Source organism: Paenibacillus sp. FSL P2-0322, assembly GCF_037975315.1.
Lineage (GTDB): Bacteria > Bacillota > Bacilli > Paenibacillales > Paenibacillaceae > Paenibacillus > Paenibacillus polymyxa_B.
Genome location: NZ_CP150243.1, coordinates 5,186,742 through 5,205,277 on the forward strand (window position 1 = coordinate 5,186,742; position 18,536 = coordinate 5,205,277).

The 18,536-nt window shown below is 43.3% G+C and carries 13 protein-coding genes; 2 read left to right on the forward strand and 11 right to left on the reverse strand.

What is annotated here, in order from left to right; all coding sequences use genetic code 11:
- Positions 1–384 precede the first annotated feature (384 nt).
- A complete protein-coding gene (locus MKY24_RS23075; protein ID WP_023990409.1) occupies positions 385–1,611 on the forward strand; it encodes a sugar efflux transporter in 1,227 nt (408 codons plus the stop codon).
- A gap of 7 nt (positions 1,612–1,618) precedes the next feature.
- Here the strand turns inward: MKY24_RS23075 and MKY24_RS23080 are convergent, their stop codons facing one another.
- Together MKY24_RS23080 and MKY24_RS23085 are read right to left on the reverse strand one after the other, a co-directional pair.
- Entirely contained in the window at positions 1,619–2,836 is a 1,218-nt protein-coding gene (locus MKY24_RS23080; protein WP_023990410.1) for a macrolide family glycosyltransferase, read from the reverse strand.
- Positions 2,837–3,025: 189 nt separating this feature from the next.
- Positions 3,026–6,334, reverse strand: coding sequence for a pectinesterase family protein (locus MKY24_RS23085; protein WP_264454501.1), 3,309 nt, complete (start codon positions 6,332–6,334; stop codon positions 3,026–3,028).
- A gap of 188 nt (positions 6,335–6,522) precedes the next feature.
- Between MKY24_RS23085 and MKY24_RS23090 the strand changes: the two genes are divergently transcribed.
- Entirely contained in the window at positions 6,523–7,362 is an 840-nt protein-coding gene (locus MKY24_RS23090; protein WP_023990412.1) for an AraC family transcriptional regulator, read from the forward strand.
- 223 nt (positions 7,363–7,585) lie between these two features.
- Here the strand turns inward: MKY24_RS23090 and MKY24_RS23095 are convergent, their stop codons facing one another.
- The 9 genes from MKY24_RS23095 to MKY24_RS23135 all read right to left on the reverse strand — a co-directional run bounded on the left by MKY24_RS23095 (position 7,586) and on the right by MKY24_RS23135 (position 18,492).
- Positions 7,586–8,623 (reverse strand): low specificity L-threonine aldolase, encoded by a 1,038-nt coding sequence (locus tag MKY24_RS23095; RefSeq protein WP_028541770.1) that lies wholly within the window; start codon positions 8,621–8,623, stop codon positions 7,586–7,588.
- Complete coding sequence (locus tag MKY24_RS23100; RefSeq protein ID WP_076161044.1) at positions 8,610–9,071, reverse strand: MarR family winged helix-turn-helix transcriptional regulator; 462 nt, start codon at positions 9,069–9,071, stop codon at positions 8,610–8,612. Before MKY24_RS23100 ends, MKY24_RS23095 begins: the two co-directional genes overlap by 14 nt.
- Positions 9,072–9,238: 167 nt before the next feature.
- Positions 9,239–12,349: an efflux RND transporter permease subunit gene (locus MKY24_RS23105; protein WP_023990415.1), complete on the reverse strand. Its 3,111-nt coding sequence runs from the start codon at positions 12,347–12,349 to the stop codon at positions 9,239–9,241.
- Complete coding sequence (locus tag MKY24_RS23110) at positions 12,346–13,737, reverse strand: efflux RND transporter periplasmic adaptor subunit (RefSeq protein ID WP_339202396.1); 1,392 nt, start codon at positions 13,735–13,737, stop codon at positions 12,346–12,348. Before MKY24_RS23110 ends, MKY24_RS23105 begins: the two co-directional genes overlap by 4 nt.
- A 201-nt stretch (positions 13,738–13,938) precedes the next feature.
- On the reverse strand, positions 13,939–14,589 hold the full coding sequence (locus MKY24_RS23115) for a response regulator transcription factor (RefSeq protein WP_023990417.1): 651 nt from the start codon (positions 14,587–14,589) through the stop codon (positions 13,939–13,941).
- The gene (locus tag MKY24_RS23120; protein WP_023990418.1) at positions 14,586–15,824 is read right to left on the reverse strand and encodes a sensor histidine kinase; all 1,239 of its coding nucleotides are present in this window, start codon (positions 15,822–15,824) and stop codon (positions 14,586–14,588) included. Before MKY24_RS23120 ends, MKY24_RS23115 begins: the two co-directional genes overlap by 4 nt.
- Before the next feature lie 184 nt (positions 15,825–16,008).
- Positions 16,009–16,476: a hypothetical protein gene (locus MKY24_RS23125; RefSeq protein ID WP_023990419.1), complete on the reverse strand. Its 468-nt coding sequence runs from the start codon at positions 16,474–16,476 to the stop codon at positions 16,009–16,011.
- Positions 16,469–18,319, reverse strand: coding sequence for a S9 family peptidase (locus MKY24_RS23130; protein WP_339200960.1), 1,851 nt, complete (start codon positions 18,317–18,319; stop codon positions 16,469–16,471). Before MKY24_RS23130 ends, MKY24_RS23125 begins: the two co-directional genes overlap by 8 nt.
- A complete protein-coding gene (locus MKY24_RS23135) occupies positions 18,316–18,492 on the reverse strand; it encodes a hypothetical protein (protein WP_339200961.1) in 177 nt (58 codons plus the stop codon). The genes MKY24_RS23130 and MKY24_RS23135 overlap by 4 nt, the downstream gene beginning before the upstream one ends.
- Positions 18,493–18,536 lie beyond the last annotated feature (44 nt).

Genomic DNA, 18,536 nt, shown 5'->3' on the forward strand with positions numbered 1-18,536 from the left:
CTTTATTTTGTACAGCAATATTTCAATTGTTCGACAGAACAATGATTTGCGGAGCACCAAGCTTTCATCGTGAGGCCACTTGCCCGATAGGCTGCGATACGTGTGTGCCAATCTTGTCTGCGTTGTTCTTTGGCATTCATGAGTTACCCTCCGTATTCAGGTTAATCTCATGATCTCATAGCTAGGTTAGTAGTTGAAGGTATGGAGAGTTTGACTCTTAGCCTGTTACTGTATCTTTGCCTGTATATTGACCTGCTCCTCAAAGTGAAAAATAATATATAATATTTCACACCATGTAAATATACATTTTATACTAAAATCATATATAGTTTAGGAAGGATAGAAATGTTTCTGCTACTAAATCCGAAGGGGTGTAAAAAAGAAATGCTAAAGCGTATTCAAAATCTTTTCGTTATCCCTAACTACCCATTGTTCATGATCTGCATGTTATTGCAAGGCATGGCTATATCCATCAGCGCACCTTTTTTAGCTGTATATTTTACAAGTACACTTGGCGTATCTGTGGGAACCTTTGGTGTGTTTACAGCGGTGACTTTGATTTGTGGCATATGGATAAGCTCTCTGATTGCCAAACGTTCTGATACCGGATTAGATCGTAAACAAATTTTGGTGATTTGTACGTTATTTAATGCCGTAGCATTTGCAGGATATCTTGTAATCCAAAATTTTTATGTACTTTTTGTTTATATGACGATCTTTACGGCCATTGGTGCTCCTGGGATGCCGCAGTTATTTGCCAGTGCACGTGAAGCAGTAGATCGCAGTAAATCTGCGGATCACGCCTTTGCTAATTCAACGCTTCGGTCTATGTTTTCTCTTGGCTTTATTACCGGGCCGCTTTTTGGTTCCTTTTTGATTGCACATACGGGCTTTAAAGGTATCTTTATGGGAACGACCTCTATTTTTGTTCTCATTGCTGTTCTTTTATTCTTTTTTATCCAGCAGCCTCCCGCTCAGCTTAAACATAAGAATCAACTTTCACTTCATAACATTACATTACATAAAAATATTGAGATTCTGATCCCCTTTTTAGTTCTTACTCTGCTCTATACGTCTCACTGGATGAACAGTTTAAATATTTCTTTGTTCATCATTCACAATTTAAAAGGTGACACGAGTGACGTTGCTCTAGTATCCAGTATTTGCGCCATTTTAGAAATCCCCTTGATGCTCATGCTAGGCGTACTAGCAGCTAAATACTCCAACCGTTTGCTTGTATTTTTAGGGGCATTAACAGGAGTTGTCTATTATATCCTTGTTATTATGTCTACGGAGATGTGGCAGCTATTCGTGGGGCAACTTCTTCTAGCCTTCTTTGTTGCAGTGATTTCTGCCATTGGCATTAGTTACATGCAGGATTTGTTGCCCTCTCTTCCAGGGTACGCATCGACGCTATATTCCAATGCGACAACCATCGGAAGACTGGTAGGGAGCTTGATGGGCGGATTAACCGCTCAATGGATTGGTTACCGAAACACCTATTGGGTATGTTTGGCCCTAATCATCTGCTCCCTTGGTCTCCTGGCAATTTCGAAGAAATTAGAGTTTGAAAAATCTGCTGCTTTAAAAGAAAGGAATCACAGTATATAGACTGCGCTTATTTTTCTATGGTGGAGAAATGACTCATAATTGTATCTGCCGCATGTCTGTACCCACCAGCCTGGCGTAATGATTCGCCGATCACATGAGCCTGTTCTTTATAGGTTGGATGACTCAATACCTCTAATAAGGCAGCTCTCAAACTAGCGGGTGTAAGCTCATTTTTATCCACAACAACACCCGCTCCCAGTTCCTGCACCCGACTGGCTACGATCGGCTGATCCGATGTTAAAGGAATCATGACCTGCGGTACATTGTAATATAGGGCTTCACTTGTACTGTTCATCCCCGCATGTGTAACAAAAGCGTCCACATGCTGAAGCATTTCCAATTGCGGAATATAAGGCTTGATTATAAAATTGTCAGGGATACACGGGGCCAATGGCTCCATGTCTGTATAATTGCCTGAAGACAGCACAAACTGCACAGGCAAATCGCGAAATGCTGCAAAACAAAGCTTATAAAATTCCAAGTCTTTATTCAAAATAGTACCCATTGAAATGTAAACCGCCTGTGGATGCAGAACACGAAGTTGTTCGAACGGGAAAGATGGAGCATCTTTCCGCGGTACAATAGAAGGACCTGTAAAAATAAAACTGTGATCCAGTTTTTCGGCTTGCGGTTGAAAATAGCGGCTTGTATAAACTATTCTTAAGCGCCCGCCATGAGGAGCAATCTCTTCTATAGCCGGAGCGTCAACCTGAAGCTCATTAGCTAGTTGATGCGTTATTTGCATCGTAGCCGTGTACAACTTTTTTACCTCCGGATCATTGTCATTCATGCCTTGTCCCGATCCCAACGGCTCTACGAAAGCAAAAGAAGCGATAGAGCACACAGCAGGGATTCCTAGCTTCTGTGCAATAATCGTGCCTCCCCAGCCCATCAAAGAATCATAGATTAAATAATCATAGGTTCTGTTTTCAATAACTCTCAAAACCTCTGGAATAATCGGAAGAATCATACCTTTTACCATCATGTACACAAATTGATAATGATGTTTGTATTCTGCTGGCTTTAAATCAGAGTCTTTAGAAAAAGCATCATCAACAAAAGGGTAGGTGATCATCTGTGCTCCTGTCTGTTGAATTCTCGTACGATATTCTTCCGTACACACATAGTCAACATCCTCCCCACTGTCTACCAACCTTTTCACTAATCCTAGTGTCGGATTAACATGGCCTTCAGCAGGCGTGATCACTACTAACACACGTGCCATACCTTACACCTCCAAATCAATAATAAATTACAATTTGAAATAAATGCACTTTTAACATAGCAAACATTTACCATATAAACAAGTATTTTCAACACCGAAAATTAAGTATGTATCCTCTACTCAAACTATAGAAATAAGCGAGGCTGAACGCTAGAAGCGCTTGCCCCGCTTAACCATTGAACATCAAATTTAAAGACGCCAATCCCAATGGTCTGTCCCGCTCAGAACAGCTTCAACGGTGTACTGGCTTGCTTCATCGGCGGTAAGCTGTTTGGCCCAAGGTACACGCCCGCTACTTTCTGCACCTGGCCCAAAGTTGTCAAACTCTCCAAATCTTGCGGTCTGCTCATTGGATTCCTTGCCCCAATTGTTCCAGCCGCCCGGCTTGATATGGTCATCCATATAGGTCTTCAAAAAAGTAACATGAGCGTAAGGGCGCCATGGCCGTCCGAGATCCACCTTGCCTGTCAAGCCATTTTCTGTTGTCAGCCGACATTGAATAAATACAAAGCCCGGCTTGTTCTCTTCTGTTGAAGCTGCTGTCACATATCCAGCACGCAGGCTGTGTATGATCGAATTATCAAACACGGCAGGTGCATTGCCAAATATAAAATCTACACTGCCACTGATGTAGCTGTCCTTGAAATACTGTCTGCCACGGTTCACAAGCAACGTATCCTGTAGGCCGGTAATTTTGACATTGTGATACTTACCACGATCGCCTTCGGCATATAACGCTACAGCCTGCACCTGCCCAGTTCCTTCTGTATTGGCAACCGTGACATTCTCCAACACAAAATCGGGACTTTGCACACGCATTGTATAGCTGTTGCTTGTTCCTAATTCTTTTCCGTCCACCACGGTTTTGGCCGTATCATCAAAAGAAATGATCGTTTTGTCGCGATCTTCTCCGATAATGCTCAGATTTTTTTTGGAGGAATTCACCTTTATTTTTTCACGATACGTACCGTTTTTGAGATGGATAACTGTCCTTGTGTTGCTGTCGTCAGGGACTGCGTCAATAGCTGCCTGAAGAGATCTAAAGTCAGCAGGGCCATAGGTTGCTACCACCACACTAGTGGGATGAGTTCCTCCTGAGTCTGTCAGGTTGCGGATGGTGACATTGCTGAATTCCGAAGTATTGTAATTCCATACATCGTTTTGTTGTTTGGATGCATCGGTAGCCAACCCGATCAATAGCGGCTGATTATCCGGCACATCTATAACAGTTTCACCAACCTTCTCCCAGTTCGCCACACCATCTGCGGATACCCAGCCGGTAACCTTTTGTCCTTGTCGTACAAGACGAACCGAATATGGCGTTGTAATAAAAGCCTCCATTGACGCACGTTTCGTCTTACCATCCGTTTGATCACGACTGATAAGAATACCCTGTTTGCCATATTTAACAAATGCTAAAGACATAAAAGCCATTTTTGATCCAGGCTTCAGCGATTCACGAATCATTACACCCGCTTCGGCATTATCATCCACCGGGGTAATTTGTTCCACACGGGCTGTGATCTCAGTGTCACCTTCCCATTTTTGATAAGCATAATGGAAAATATCTGCCTTACCGTCAACGTCTCCCGCTGACTTCAGTCGTATGCTCCTACCGCTTGCATCTTCTTTTAAGACCTGAGTATGCCCTTTTATATAACCATCGTTGCCCTCAGAGCCAATCTCTTCGCTGAGCCAACTTCCCGATGGCGCAGTCGTATTGACGTGAATGGTAACAGGATTGGAAAATACAGCAGTCCCCTTGCGGTCGGTCACCCGTACAATAATATTGTGGGTACCGTCTGTTACATGATTCCAATCGAGATGATAAGGTGCGGTCTCTACTTTACCAACAAGTTTGCCATCAATGATAAATTCAACGTGAGCAATACCATCTTTATCCTTGGCTGTTGCTGTTATGGTCGCATCCCGGCCTGCTTCCAAAATATCGTTATGCTTTAGTGAACGTCCGTTTGCATCCGACACCTGAACGACGGCCTCTGGATTATCCACCTCATTTCCATTCGCTAGCTTCTCAATAAGATCATTTAAATAGACCTCAAGATTCGTATAACCCTTGGCAAAATGAGCATACGCCCCTGTACCGGCAAGCCCCTGACCGTTACGGTCATCTGCATTATTGGGGTCCAGCCCATTGGCACGTTCCCATTCATCCGGCATTCCATCATGGTCACTGTCAGAAAGCTCCGTCGTCGTTACGTTATAATCGTCATAAATCCACCCTGCTTCACGCGGAGAGTTAATAAACGCACCCGTTCCATTCTTCACATCATTCATAATTCGGGCGTCCACCGCATCTCTTCTTGGCAGCGTGGCTCCTGAGCCGGCAAGCACCTCAGTATATGCGGTTTGTGCATCTGTCGCTTGATATGGACCATACGCATCTGGTGAGATTCCGTTGTCGTATTCCCCTCTAACTTCAATCGGCTCCGCCAAACGGGTGGAAGGATCAATAATTGACCCAATGGATGTTCCAAGCTGCCAGTTGTCTTTCGTAACCGAGTCATTGCCGTACATGTAGTTACCACCAATAAAGATGCGTGTTTTATATTTTTTACTACCCACGTCCACAAAGATTTGACCGCGAACGTCCTGATATGTGTTGGGGCCATACTTATAATAGTTATTTAGCACATTATACGATCCTTCACCGCCGCCGTACGAAGAGAAAAATCCCCAGTTATAAATGACATTATTGGTCATTTCCACAGCGTCGATTTGTTTTTTATCGGTTGGAAAACGCGGATTACGGCTTGCATTGTGAGCCAACAAGTTATGATGATAGGTGGAATTTCGTCCGCCCCATATGCCGCCATAGCCGTGGCGACCTTTCTGGTGAGTGGTCATTAGCATACTTTCTGACGCAATGGACCATTGTACCGTTGTATTGACGTTGTCATACAGGCTCAGTATCTCATCCACCGACCAGCTAAAGGAACAGTGATCAATCATTATGTTTTTATGGTATCTGGCTCCTAACGCGTCATCCTCACTGGGGTAACGGTCGGTCAATCGGAAACGCAGGTAACGGAGAATGACGTTATCTGCATCAATCCCTGTTGTGTAATCGCTTACAGTTATACCGTCGCCAGGAGCTGTCTGACCAGCAACCGTCAGGTTGTTTCCCAAGATTTTAAGTGGCTCCTTGAGGTGAATCGTTCCACCCACCCGGAATACGACCGTCCGATTATCGGAGCTGACCGCTGCGCGAAGAGATCCGGGTATTATCTGTTCCCCTTTGCCGTAGTCTGCCAGCGTGGTAACCTCATACACTTCACCTCCGCGTCCACCGGTAACATATTTACCGCCACCCTCAGCCCCCGGAAACGCCGGAATATCCGTCGCTACTTTCGACACCTTTGCATTCTCTGTTCCTACCGCAGTCTCCGCTTGGATTAGTGGTGGGCACAAGGTCAACAACAATGAACCCACAACCACATTACATAGCACCTTTTTCCATGTACGCTGCTTGCTCATATTCTGTTTCCTCCCTAAGATTTTCTTCCACATCAGCGCATATTTTTATAAAAACACGATTCGAGACGTTCAGAAGCGCCTTCACCTCCTTTCATCAATCTTTTCTGCTTTTATCATTGGCAGGTTGTCATATATACTGTTGGTATATGAATGCGCTTACTTATCTTAATTTGTAAAGGAAGAAGCACATGAATGAAATGAAAGAAGATAAATATGTCATTGGCGAACAACAATTTTCCATTCATCACATCTATCGTACCGGTTTCACAGTCATGCCCCGGCCTCATGTCCATGAGAACTATGAGCTGTATCTCTTACTGCGAGGCGAACGCATCTATTTTATGAATGGCAAGGTATACACCGCTCGCAAGGGGGATCTGATATTCATCCTTCCTCATGACTTGCACTCTACCGCCAGTACGCAATTGCAGGAAACAGAGCGCATCTTGATTCATTTTTCTCCGACGTTTCTCCCACAGCAGGATCATGACATTCTTGACCTGCCGCCGTATCAGCAATCCGCGTTGCTTCGCTTACCTGCGAGAGAGCAAGTGGAAGTTGAACGTTTATTCCTACAGATGAATACCGAATGCAGGAATAAGCAGCCTCTGCATGACCGTTGCGTACAGCATCTACTGCTGGAAATGCTGATCCTGGTGCACCGATCGGAAGCGATCGAGCGTAGTGAACCTGTTTCCTCTCATCCCATGCATCAGAAAATCACGGAAATCTCTTCTTTTATTCAGGATCATTACAATGAACCGTTAACTCTCGAACAAGTGGCCGCCTGCTTTTTCATTAGTCCAGCGTACCTAAGCCGTATCTTTCTAAAGTTGACTGGTTTTCATTTCAGCGAATACATCCGCGTAGTGAGGGTCAGGGCGGCCCAAACCAGACTTCGAACCACCAAGGACAAAATCCAGCATATTGCAGAGGATGTCGGGTTCGGTCATGCTTCCCACTTTAATAAAATCTTCAAAAAAATAACTGGGCTCTCCCCTCTTCAGTACCGCAAGCAGGTTCGGTAGATATTCAGTGTAAAGAATTAGACGCCGATTTTATACCTCCGCTCTTGTCTTGTTTTTCCATTTTTATATCCACTTGCTCTTTCATGGAACTAAAGACAAGCCACTTTGGAATAAGTAAAATGCACAAAAAAAACCATACTTCGCTGCAATGCATGCAACGAAGTATGGCTATTACATAGTCATTCTACATCTTTAAAATTATAAATTACTCTTTCTATGACCTTTATCGCAATGCTTTAATATCCTGAATTAGCAATTCAACATTTTCTTTCTTCGTTGCCCAACTGGTACAGAATCGAACAGCACTATGTGCATCATCAACCTTTTCCCAAAAGGAGTAAGTATATTTTTCACTCAATGCCTTTAGTATACGATCTGGTAAAATCGGAAACTGCTGATTGGTTGTAGAACGGTATTGAAAAGAAAACCCTTGCTCAGATAATCCGTTTTGAAGCAGCATGGCCATATCTATAGCGTGTTTGGAAATTTCAACGTATAAACCGTCTTCAAACAAAGTTTCGAATTGAATGCCCAACATTCTTCCCTTAGCCAGCAGCCCTCCTTTTTGCTTGATCATATATCGAAAATCTTTTTTCAATGTACCATTTAGAATGACTACTGCTTCTCCCATCAAGGCTCCAATTTTGGTCCCACCAATATAAAATACATCGCATAGCTTCGCTATATCTGCTAAAGATACATCGCTATCTTCGGCCACCAAGCCATAACCTAATCGGGCTCCATCTATAAACAGTGGTAAACCACACTCTCGACAGACTCTACTTAATGCCTCCAGCTCTGATTTACTATAGATCGTTCCATTTTCAGTAGGTTGGGAAATATAAACCATACCGGGCTGTACACTATGCTCAGGAGCGGCATCATTCCAGTGAGCGTCATACAAATCTTGTACCTGCTCGGCCCGGATCTTCCCATCCCCGCTTGGCAAAGTAAGTATTTTATGTCCAGTAGCTTCAATCGCTCCGGTTTCATGAACAGCAACATGTCCAGAAACTGCCGCAACGACGCCTTGATGTGGACGCAGAATAGAAGAAATGACGGTGGTATTGGTCTGTGTACCTCCAACCAAAAAGTGTACATCCGCATTTGGGGAGTCACATGCTTCTTTAATATATGCTCTGGCTTTTTCACAATGATCGTCCACACCATAACCTGGAGTTTGTTCATCATTAGTCTCCAGTAGTCGCTTTAATATGCGCTCATGGGCACCTTCGGTATAGTCGCATTCAAATCGTATCATTCTGTATCCTCTCCAAATTATCCAATTTCTTCTGAATTAACAACATAGAAGCATGTAATTCCTTTATCTCTTCTTCTGAAAGTCCTTGAACTAATTTTAGAATTTGTTCATCAGACCTTTCATTCAGTTGGTTATAGAACTCCTTTCCTTTAGGAGTCAAACGAATCAGATTTGTTCTATTATCCAACGTTGAATTTTCCTTAACAAGAAAGCCCTCTTTGCAAAATTTAGCAATGATCCTACTCATATAGCTGCGATCAATTTTAAGAGATTCGACAAGAGTATTCGCAATACATGGCTCGATCAACCCGATCTCTATAATGACACGGGCCTCGGTAAAGGAATATCCGCTATCCAGCACATGTCTATCTAAAACCCCCAGTATATTCGTATAGAACCGATTAAAACGCCTCATATCCGCTATGATATTAGCATCTATATTGATCATAACTCCCCCAATTTAGTGGACTTTTGCAACAATTATAGTAATGATTTTTGTGGACTATGTCAATGAAATAATAATCACAAAAGAAAAATCGTACATTAAGACACTCGTCTAATGTACGATTTCATAATAATAAGGAAATAATGAAGTATATTCTTTTCTATATTTACTTACAAGGTCATTGAGCTATCGCTATTTATAGCCTTTTCCTTCTTATGCTTCCGTTTCAGCTTCAGATGAGCTACGACCATATAAAGAGTCGGAACTACAAACAACGTTAAAATGGTTGAAAAAATCAGTCCGAATATAATGGTCGCTGCCAATGGCTTGAATAGAATTTCTCCCATCGTAGCAATCGGTATCATTCCGACGATCGCAGTTAGCGAGGTGAGCAAGATCGGACGGAAACGGGCAGAGCATGCCATTAAGATGGCTTCTGTTAATTCTGCGCCTTCACGCCGCGCATCTTCAATAAACTCGATCAATACAATACCATTGCGCACGACGATACCGGCAAGTGAAATGATACCCATAATACTCATAAAACCAATTGGCATACCTGTAATAAAGCTACCAAGCACTCCTCCTGCTGCTGCCAGGTACACAGTCGTCATTATAATGATCGGTGTGGAAACCGAGTAAAACTGCATGGTGATCAAGAGCAGAATGAGAAAAACAACGATAACGGCTAATTTGCCTAAATCCTTAAACAAATCGGTCTGCGTAGATGTTTCCCCGTCCATTTCCCAAGTGTACCCCGAATCGAAATGTGTACTTGTAAGCTTGCTACGGATGTCCTGGGTGAGCTCCGTAGCCGTACGCCCTTTTGCATTGGCGGAGATCGTTACCGTCCGTTCCAAATCATAGCGGTGGATTTGCTGAATGGAAAAGTCCGGTTTCATCGTTGCTAACTGGGATAACGGGATCTGCTCTCCTCCCGCATTAGTGACACTTAGCTGTTGGAATAACACCTCAGGATCATGGTTAGGTTTATCCATGTACATATTGATATCCAGCAGTTCCTTACCCGTGTCAAAATCCGTGACCTTCACTCCGTCACCCATTAGCAACAAAGTGCGGGTTAAGTTGGAATAGTTGACCTGATATTTATCCAAGGCCTGCTGGTTGACTTGAAAATTCAAATTATAGCTTTGCATCCCCATATTATCGGTCACATCTACAGCTCCAGAAGTTCCCGCAACAATTTCTTTTATTTTTGTGGTCATCGTTTGCAACTTTCCAAGGTCTTCTCCTTTAATACGGACAGATACTGCACTACCGACTGGGATGCCTAATTGAGGAACACGTATACTTATTAATGCTGCTGGATATTTGGCTTGCAGCGTACTTGTCCAGCTGTCCACTGTTTTTTTGATATCAAAGACTCCCTCTTTACCAACAACAGTAAGTTGTCCGTGTACCGCTCCCACGGAGCCACTACCAGCTACTATATCGCTGTACATTTGAGGTGCTCCACCACCTGCCGTTGCTGCCAAATGTTCGGTTTCTGGCTGCTTTTTAACCCAGTTCTCAATCTCGGTTATAACCTGATTGGTTGCCTGCAACGACGTTCCTTCTGGCATCGTTACGTTGATTGTGGCATCCGGTTGGTCCGATTCAGGAAATAATTGAATGGGCACAATAGCAAGCAGTCCATAAGCTGCCGTACCAATCATAAGACCAATAAGCGCAGTGAAAAGTGGTCGACGCAGTATTCTCGGCATCCAGTTTTTAGCGTATACATTAGAGAGGGACTGAATTTGATTGCCAAGAAGCCCTGGAGGCTTGGTCGGTTTGCTACGTTCTTTACCTTTATGACGGTTATCGTACCATTGACGGAAAATAGGAATGATCGTAAGCGACATAATCATGGAGGCCAGCATCGTTAACGAAATAACGGTAGGGATCGGTTTAATAAAGTCTCCCATATTGCCCGGTAGAAATAAAAGCGGGGCAAATGCTGCAACCGTAGCCAGCGTGGCTGTAATGATCGATAAGGATACTTCTTTCGTTCCTTTAATTGCCGCCTCCGTAGCATCTTCCCCAAATTCAGAGCGTCGGCGTTCAATGTTGTCGTTTACCACAACGGCATCATCAACCAGTATCCCCAGTACGATGATTAATCCGATGACTGAAATTTGATTCAGCGTCGTTCCTGTCATCGGCAAGACAATAAAACCGATGGCAATAGAAACAGGGATAGCCAAGGCCACAAATGCAGAGGTCAGCAAGTTCAAACCTAATGTACAAATCACAATAACCGATGCAATAGCAATCATCATCTCTTTGGAGAGATTACCAAATATTTCACTTACACGGTCATTTTGAGCGAAAAGTAGTTCAAAATGTACATCCTTAGGTAAACTACTCGCAAGTTCGTTGATTTTGGCTGTTGCCGCTTTGGATACCGTTGGTACGTCTGTGCCTTTATCTCCACTCAAACTGATTGAAATAGCAGGCTTGGTATTCACATACGTATAACTCCCCGTTTTTTTTAAAACAAGCGAGGCTGAACCTATATCCTTCAAGGATATAGGGAACCCTTCTTCGTTGCTTGAAATCTGAACATTATTTAAAACATTGGGATCAGTTGAAGCATCTACTGTCAACTGATACGTACGCTGATTGAAATCCAGACTTCCTGTAGGCACTCTATCGTTTTCATTTTTAATGGCTTGAACGACCTGTTCCCAGGAGATGTCATATTGCTGCATTTTTTGAGTGTTCAGGCTTATCCGTACTTCTTGTTCTGGAATTCCTTGAATATTAACTTTTGAAATTCCTGAGACCGTTTTTAATTGATCTTTCCATTTATTCATCAATTCATTTAACGCATATAAATTTTCAACTTTATCAGAAGTGATTGCGTATGACCCGATGAAGGAGCCTGCCATACTATCATTGATAATGGGCTGCATCGCATCGTCCGGAAGTTCAGACTGCGCATCCTGTACCTTTGTACGAAGATCGGCCCACACTTTTGTCGGATTTGCCTCATCCAAAGCTTCTATACTTATACTAGATTGGCCCTTAGATGAAGTGGAAGAAATAGTTTTGACACCCTCCACTTCTTTAATTTTCTGTTCCAATATCTTCGTAATGGTTTGTTCGATTCTTTCAGGTGAGGCCCCTGGATACACAGTTGTGACACTGGCTGACATAGGAATAACGTCGGGCATCTCCTGTTTAGGTAACGATGCAAAATTGTAAATCCCTAGCAAAATACACATGCCAAAGAAAATAAGTGTGATTTTCTGCTTTTTAACGATATATTTAATCATTCGGACGACTCCTCCGATTTCCCAAGTACATCATTCCCAATTAAATCACCATTAAATAAGGTTCCTGCTCCTTGCGTAACGATTTGATCGCCTGCCTGTAGCCCAGAGACCACTTCGAGTAGATTATTAGTCACTTTCCCCAGTTTAATCGCGGCTTTTACGGCCTTTCCATTCACAACTTTAAAGACATACGGGTCATTTTCCGTACTAATTACAGCCTCTACGGGTACTAAAAGCGCTTCGTTTTGATTCATGCTTTTAGAAGCACTAATGACTTGACCAGGCTTCCAATTCAGTTCAGGATTGGGAATGCTAACTTCCACATTGATGCTTCCCGTTTTGGAATTAGTCGATGGATAGATCTGGGTAACAGTCCCTGTTCTGATTTCATCATAGAGAGATATATTTACTTTTTGGTTTTTCTTCCACGATAAGATTTCACTGTCCGGTACGGGGAGAAGTACTTTTAAAGTCTTGATATTTCCGACAACAAATGCCTCACTCCCGCTGGAGCCCAATTGACCATCAGATATCTTTTTTTCAATCACAACACCTGTGATCGGGGAGGTTAAAGTAGCTTTTTTCAGTGACAAGGATGACTGTTCATAAGCAGCCAATGCATCCTCATAGGTAGCCTGCGCCTGGGCTTTGCTGGCTATCCCTTGTTGCCTAGTAGCCCTAGCTGACTCCAGCCCTGCTCTGGCCTGATCTACCCCAGCCGAAGCTTGTGCACGTTGTTCTTGGGATGCCCCTGCAAGCAAAAGAGACAATTTCTCTTGCGCATCACTTAAACTTTCTTGTGCGTTCGTTAATTCCAGCTGTGCATTCTCATTTTCCGTTAAGGATACTGCACCTGCCTGGAATAGACTTTGGGACCGTGCGGCATCCGCTTTCTTCTTGTTGTAATTATTAGTTGCTACAGTAACCGCATTTTGAGACTGTGCAATCTCCTGCTTTTTGGCGCCATTGTTCAATTCCTGTAATTTGGATTGGGCCGCATTGACCTGGGATTGTGAACTATGAATGCCCGCCTGTGCCGATTGAACAGAAGCCTCCGCTTGGCTAACACCAGCCTTTGCCTTTTCCATGGTTGCCTTTGCCCGATCCAGCTGTAACTGATAAGCAGATGTATCTAACTTCGCAAGGACACTCCCTTTTTCTACTGAATCTCCAACCTCGACCATGGTGTTCAATATACGTCCATCCGCTTCAAAGGAAACATTGGCCTCATTACTTGCCTGCAATGTCCCCGCCAAATTAAAATCATTGGCCAAAGGTTTCATTGCAAGTTTCTCCACTTTTACCGGGTGACTGGCTTGTGTTACAGAGTTCTCCGTTGCACTGGAGCAACCAGAAGCTACTATAGCTAATGCAACCCCTGCAATCATTATTCTGATTCCTTTTCTCTTCAACTAATGTCATCCTCTCTGATTCTCTCTTCTAAAGGTGCTATCAGCAACCCGTGGGTCAAGTAAACTTTTTCATTCTTTTTTCATGTTATAACAATGAACAAACAAAAAAATCGTACAAAGGGGCAAGCACCTTATGTACGACTGGGCAAATAAATAACATATTTTCAGTTATTATTTCTAAAGCTGTAAAATACCACGTTCCAACGAAACAGCAACAGCTTCGGATCTGGAATCAACACCAAGCTTGTTATAAATATTCGTTAAATGTGCCTTTACGGTACGCTCGGAAATTCCCATATCAAACGCAATTTCCTTACTTTTATAACCATGTGCAACAGACTTTAATATGTGCTTTTCCTTATCAGTCAGAACTAAGTTTCTTTCGTGTGACTCTATCTCAGCTTCTCTCTTATTCGTGGCAGCGAATACCCTTGCTGTTATTTCTGGCTGAAGCAGCGTTTCCCCCCTTAGCGCAGACTCAATAGTGCGAAATAAATTTTCTCGACTGGTATCTTTTAATAAATATCCTTTTGCTCCCAAAGAGAGTCCTTTAATCATTAAATCATCTTCGTTATAGGTCGTCAGGATAATGACTGGTGTTTCATTTTGTTTTTCTCTGAGGGCTTTCATGGTTTCCAAACCACTCATTTGTGGCATATATAAATCCAACAATATGACATGCGGCTGAAGTTCTTCAATCAATTTAAGAGCCGTTACACCTTCTCCGGCTTCACCAATAACCTCATAACTGTCATTGGTCTCCAGCACCAGCTTTAATCCTTCTCTAACTACCCAATGATCGTCGACAATTAAAATCTTGTATTTCATGATAGGTCTCCTTTAGTAAGAGGCGCCTCTATTTTTATAGCTGTACCTTCTTGAAATATACTGCTAATATTGATTTTTCCACCCAGTATCCGTACACGTTCATGTATACCTATTATTCCGTAATGCCCTGTTTGCTTGGCAATAATATCCGTATCAAATCCTTTTCCATCATCGCGAATCTCGATTTCAATCTTGCCTTCGTTATCTAAAATATTAATCCATACGGTATTAGCATGTGAATGCTTCGCTACGTTGGTTAAACACTCGCTTATAATAAACAATCCATGTTCGAACACCAGTCTGGGAACCGAAGCTTTAATTTTGATGTTGCGTATTACACGAATGCTCGTAGCCATTGTAAATCGCTGTATTTCTTCCTCCACTGCTTCTGCAAAATCAACTTCCGAGATGGTTTTCGAACGCAGATTGTCTATAGCTCGCCTTGAATCAGACAATGTTCTTCGCACTTGTGACATCGATTGTTGAACGATCTCCTGAGCTCTTTGCGTACTTCCTTTTGTCAGATGGGCATCAATGGCTTCAAGTTGCATGATTAGCCCAGCAAGCCCCTGTGCCAGCGTATCATGAAGATCACGGGCCATACGTTGTCGTTCGTTAGCAATTGTAAGTTCTTCGACCTTTTGATGTGCGATTTCAAGTTCCTTAAGAACATTTTGCGTGTGGATTCGTGCTTGGACTTGTTTGAGAAAAAGAATGGCATAAGCTACTATAACAACTGCAATTAGAAAAAATAGCGGGATGAACAATACAAACTGCTTGCCATCATTATGCCAGACCACAGCCACACAAAAAAGTACATAGGAGATCAAAAATACAAGAATGACCTTAAGCGGCTTATAATAAATACCTATACTCTGCCCCACCAAAATTGGCATTAACCCAACCAGTACAATGGAGAAACTTTCAGGTAAAAGTAAGGCACTTGAAAAGATCAATCCTCCTTGTACAACAAAATAAGCCCATGAAAAATATTTTGCAACTCTTTGAGCATGCAAGTACAAGAGGATGTGTAATATGACAATTACAGTAAATAAGACACTTTGCAGAAGATTTAGTCCACTAGACAAATGTTGAAGAATGACAGACTCACTATAAATTATAAAAATCCATATTATAGTTAATACTTTTGAAATATCTTTCTTTTCAAATTCACCTTCACTTTCACTTATTTCCGTATCTACATTCTGGACCTGTACATTGAATTCATCGTTCATAATTCCCTCCTACAATTCTGAATTCGGCTTTTCAACTTATTAAAGACCATGCCGCTATGAGGGCCTGATCCATTTAGTTTGGACAGAAATCATTTATATATTATTTTACAAAAAAACAAACAGAAAAAAACGTACACATGGGCAATATCATTTGTACGTTTGGGCATTAAATACTATTTGCTTTTTAAGAATCATCTTCATTTCGGTATAAAAGCTTAATGCTAACTCTCCTCTGCACGTTACCTGCAGCTTCATTGTCTTCAGCAATCACCTGCCACTGTCTGCCGATAAGCCCTTGCAAAGTATCGATTTCGAGAGGATCAAGATACAGATTTTTCAACGTGATCCCATCTTGCTCATAATCGCGATCTAGGGCTCGATCAAAACGAAAATAAAGCAGCCTTTTCAATCCATTGATGTGTAAAAACTTAAATTCATAACCACTAAGGATCGCTTCTTCCCACTCGTCTCCTATGTCTTCTGCCGTTTGACAACGTTCTTTGAAATCCATTGTTTTTTCTTTAACCTTGTCGAGCAAAGGAGTGAAATCCTGTTTTTTGATACATTCAATGATGACGTCTTTTGGTTCACCACTCGTACATAAGTTCTCGATCAGAAAGGCCACTGGGATGGACAATTTCACTTTACTCATTGGAGTATACTCCTTTACTCAAGTAGGAATTGAACCAAGCCACCACTTGTTCAAAGTTATCCACACGAAGGGACGGTTTACCGCTCTTTAGCAATGAATGATTGGACCCGGGATATCGAATGAGGCGTGTTATTTTACCCAACCGCTTAAGAGCCGTAAACAACTCATCCCCTTGGCTAACAGGGCAGCGCAGGTCTTCCTCGCCGTGTAAAATCAGCAACGGAGTTTCAATGCTATTTACATGTGCCAATGGGGATTTGAACCAGAGTAGCTCAGGATCTTCCCACGGGTTAGCCCCAACGATTCCCTCTGTGTAGGAAATACCAATATCGCTCAAGCCATAGAAGGAGAGCCAGTTGGAGATGCAGCGTTGCGTAACGGCAGCTCGAAATCGGTTCGTGTGAGAAATGATCCAGTTGGTCATCAGGCCGCCATAACTGCCGCCAGCCACCCCGAGCCTGGTTTCATCTATACAATCAAACTGGTTCAGCGCAAAGTCCAAGGCGTCCAGCAGATCACGATAATCTCCTCCCCCAAAGTCCCCCCGGCAGGCCTGAGTAAAATCCTGACCATAACCAAAGCTACCGCGCGGATTGGTCATGAGCACGGCATATCCCTGCGCAAGGAGCGTCTGCATTTCATGGCTATACGTGCCGGTATACATCGCATGGGGTCCGCCGTGAATTTGTAAGATCAAAGGAACCTGATCCCCCGGTACCATTCCGGCCGGTTTGAAAATCCATCCTTGTACCTTGAAGCCATCCGAAGCCTCAAACCAAAACGTCTCTGGTGAACTCACTTGCAAGGAAGCCATATGATCGTCGTTATGGTGCGTAAGTCGCTTCTCTTCCCCTGTCTCCAGATTCATTTGATACAGCTCGCCTGGCCGGTCCACATCAAGTGCAGCAAAAACCAAATAGCGGCCGTCAGCAGATAGCGTGTACTGATAGATATCTCTATCACTTCCGCCAGTCACCGCTTGAACATCCCCGTCCATTGTGATGCGGTATATATGAACAGCACCCTGCAACGTCCCGAGCACATACATTTCTGGCTTCAATCGTGCAGGAGCATATAACGGAGATGGAGACAGACCAAATGATTTCATATCGCTTAAGGCGAAGTTGCCGATTTGCATGTCTAATTCAGGAACCAATAGTTCCGGGGCTCCCCCCGTAACAGGCACGGTGTATAGTCGATTCTGGCTACCACTTCCATAAATGCGATCACTAGCGATCAGAGTCAATGATTTTCCGTCTGGGGCATACGAAAATTGGCTAATCGCCAAGCTGGAATCCGTAACTTTCACCAGATTACCGCCGTCGCAATCGATCGTATACACATCCGAAAACGAAAGCATGTCTGCATCCTTCATGTCGTCGTCTACACGTTTGGACAAGAAGGAAATCTGCTTGCTGTCCGTGGACCATACAGGGTAAGATGCATTCCAAGGTCCCGACGTTATTGGCGTGATCCGGCCGTTTTCAAGCTCCAATACATATAAATGACTAAATAGACCATTCCACCAGCCCGATCCTTCAGCTTTGGGAGTGGTGCGATCCACGATACGTCCCCGCTCACCGGATTGCTTGCTATATTCCTCAAGCCCCATGGCTTCCCGCTCAGCGTGTATACTCACCATACTTGTGAATACAATATACTTTCCGTCCGGTGACCAGACGAATGCACCCACTCCCCGCTTCACCTCCGTCTGCTGCTGTCCCTCTCCACCTTCAGCCGGAACCGTCCATAGCTGTTTGCTTCCATTCGCCAGACGTAAAAAAGCTAGCTGTAATCCATCGGGTGACCAAGCTGGAGCCGAATCCTTGTGGCCACCGGTCAACGGCTGATCGTCGTTCCCAAGAAGGGATGCGACACGGATGGTGTTTGGTAGTCATTCTTTGGGCGATCTATGCTTTTATTGACGTAGGCAATCGTTCCATCGGGGCTTATTGTGGGATCACTGATCCACTGATATCCGTACAAATCCTCCGGTACAATTGATCGTTTATTCATGAGTAGCCTCCTTTTTTTGGTTAACGCCTACTTCCAAAAGTTCA

Bases quoted from the DNA above. Each gene is read 5' to 3' on its own strand.
- MKY24_RS23075 (WP_023990409.1), top strand. From the start codon at position 385: ATGCTAAAGCGTATTCAAAATCTTTTCGTTATCCCTAACTACCCATTG.
- MKY24_RS23080 (WP_023990410.1), bottom strand. From the start codon at position 2,836: ATGGCACGTGTGTTAGTAGTGATCACGCCTGCTGAAGGCCATGTTAAT.
- MKY24_RS23085 (WP_264454501.1), bottom strand. From the start codon at position 6,334: ATGAGCAAGCAGCGTACATGGAAAAAGGTGCTATGTAATGTGGTTGTG.
- MKY24_RS23090 (WP_023990412.1), top strand. From the start codon at position 6,523: ATGAATGAAATGAAAGAAGATAAATATGTCATTGGCGAACAACAATTT.
- MKY24_RS23095 (WP_028541770.1), bottom strand. From the start codon at position 8,623: ATGATACGATTTGAATGCGACTATACCGAAGGTGCCCATGAGCGCATA.
- MKY24_RS23100 (WP_076161044.1), bottom strand. From the start codon at position 9,071: ATGATCAATATAGATGCTAATATCATAGCGGATATGAGGCGTTTTAAT.
- MKY24_RS23105 (WP_023990415.1), bottom strand. From the start codon at position 12,349: ATGATTAAATATATCGTTAAAAAGCAGAAAATCACACTTATTTTCTTT.
- MKY24_RS23110 (WP_339202396.1), bottom strand. From the start codon at position 13,737: ATGATTGCAGGGGTTGCATTAGCTATAGTAGCTTCTGGTTGCTCCAGT.
- MKY24_RS23115 (WP_023990417.1), bottom strand. From the start codon at position 14,589: ATGAAATACAAGATTTTAATTGTCGACGATCATTGGGTAGTTAGAGAA.
- MKY24_RS23120 (WP_023990418.1), bottom strand. From the start codon at position 15,824: ATGAACGATGAATTCAATGTACAGGTCCAGAATGTAGATACGGAAATA.
- MKY24_RS23125 (WP_023990419.1), bottom strand. From the start codon at position 16,476: ATGAGTAAAGTGAAATTGTCCATCCCAGTGGCCTTTCTGATCGAGAAC.
- MKY24_RS23135 (WP_339200961.1), bottom strand. From the start codon at position 18,492: ATGAATAAACGATCAATTGTACCGGAGGATTTGTACGGATATCAGTGG.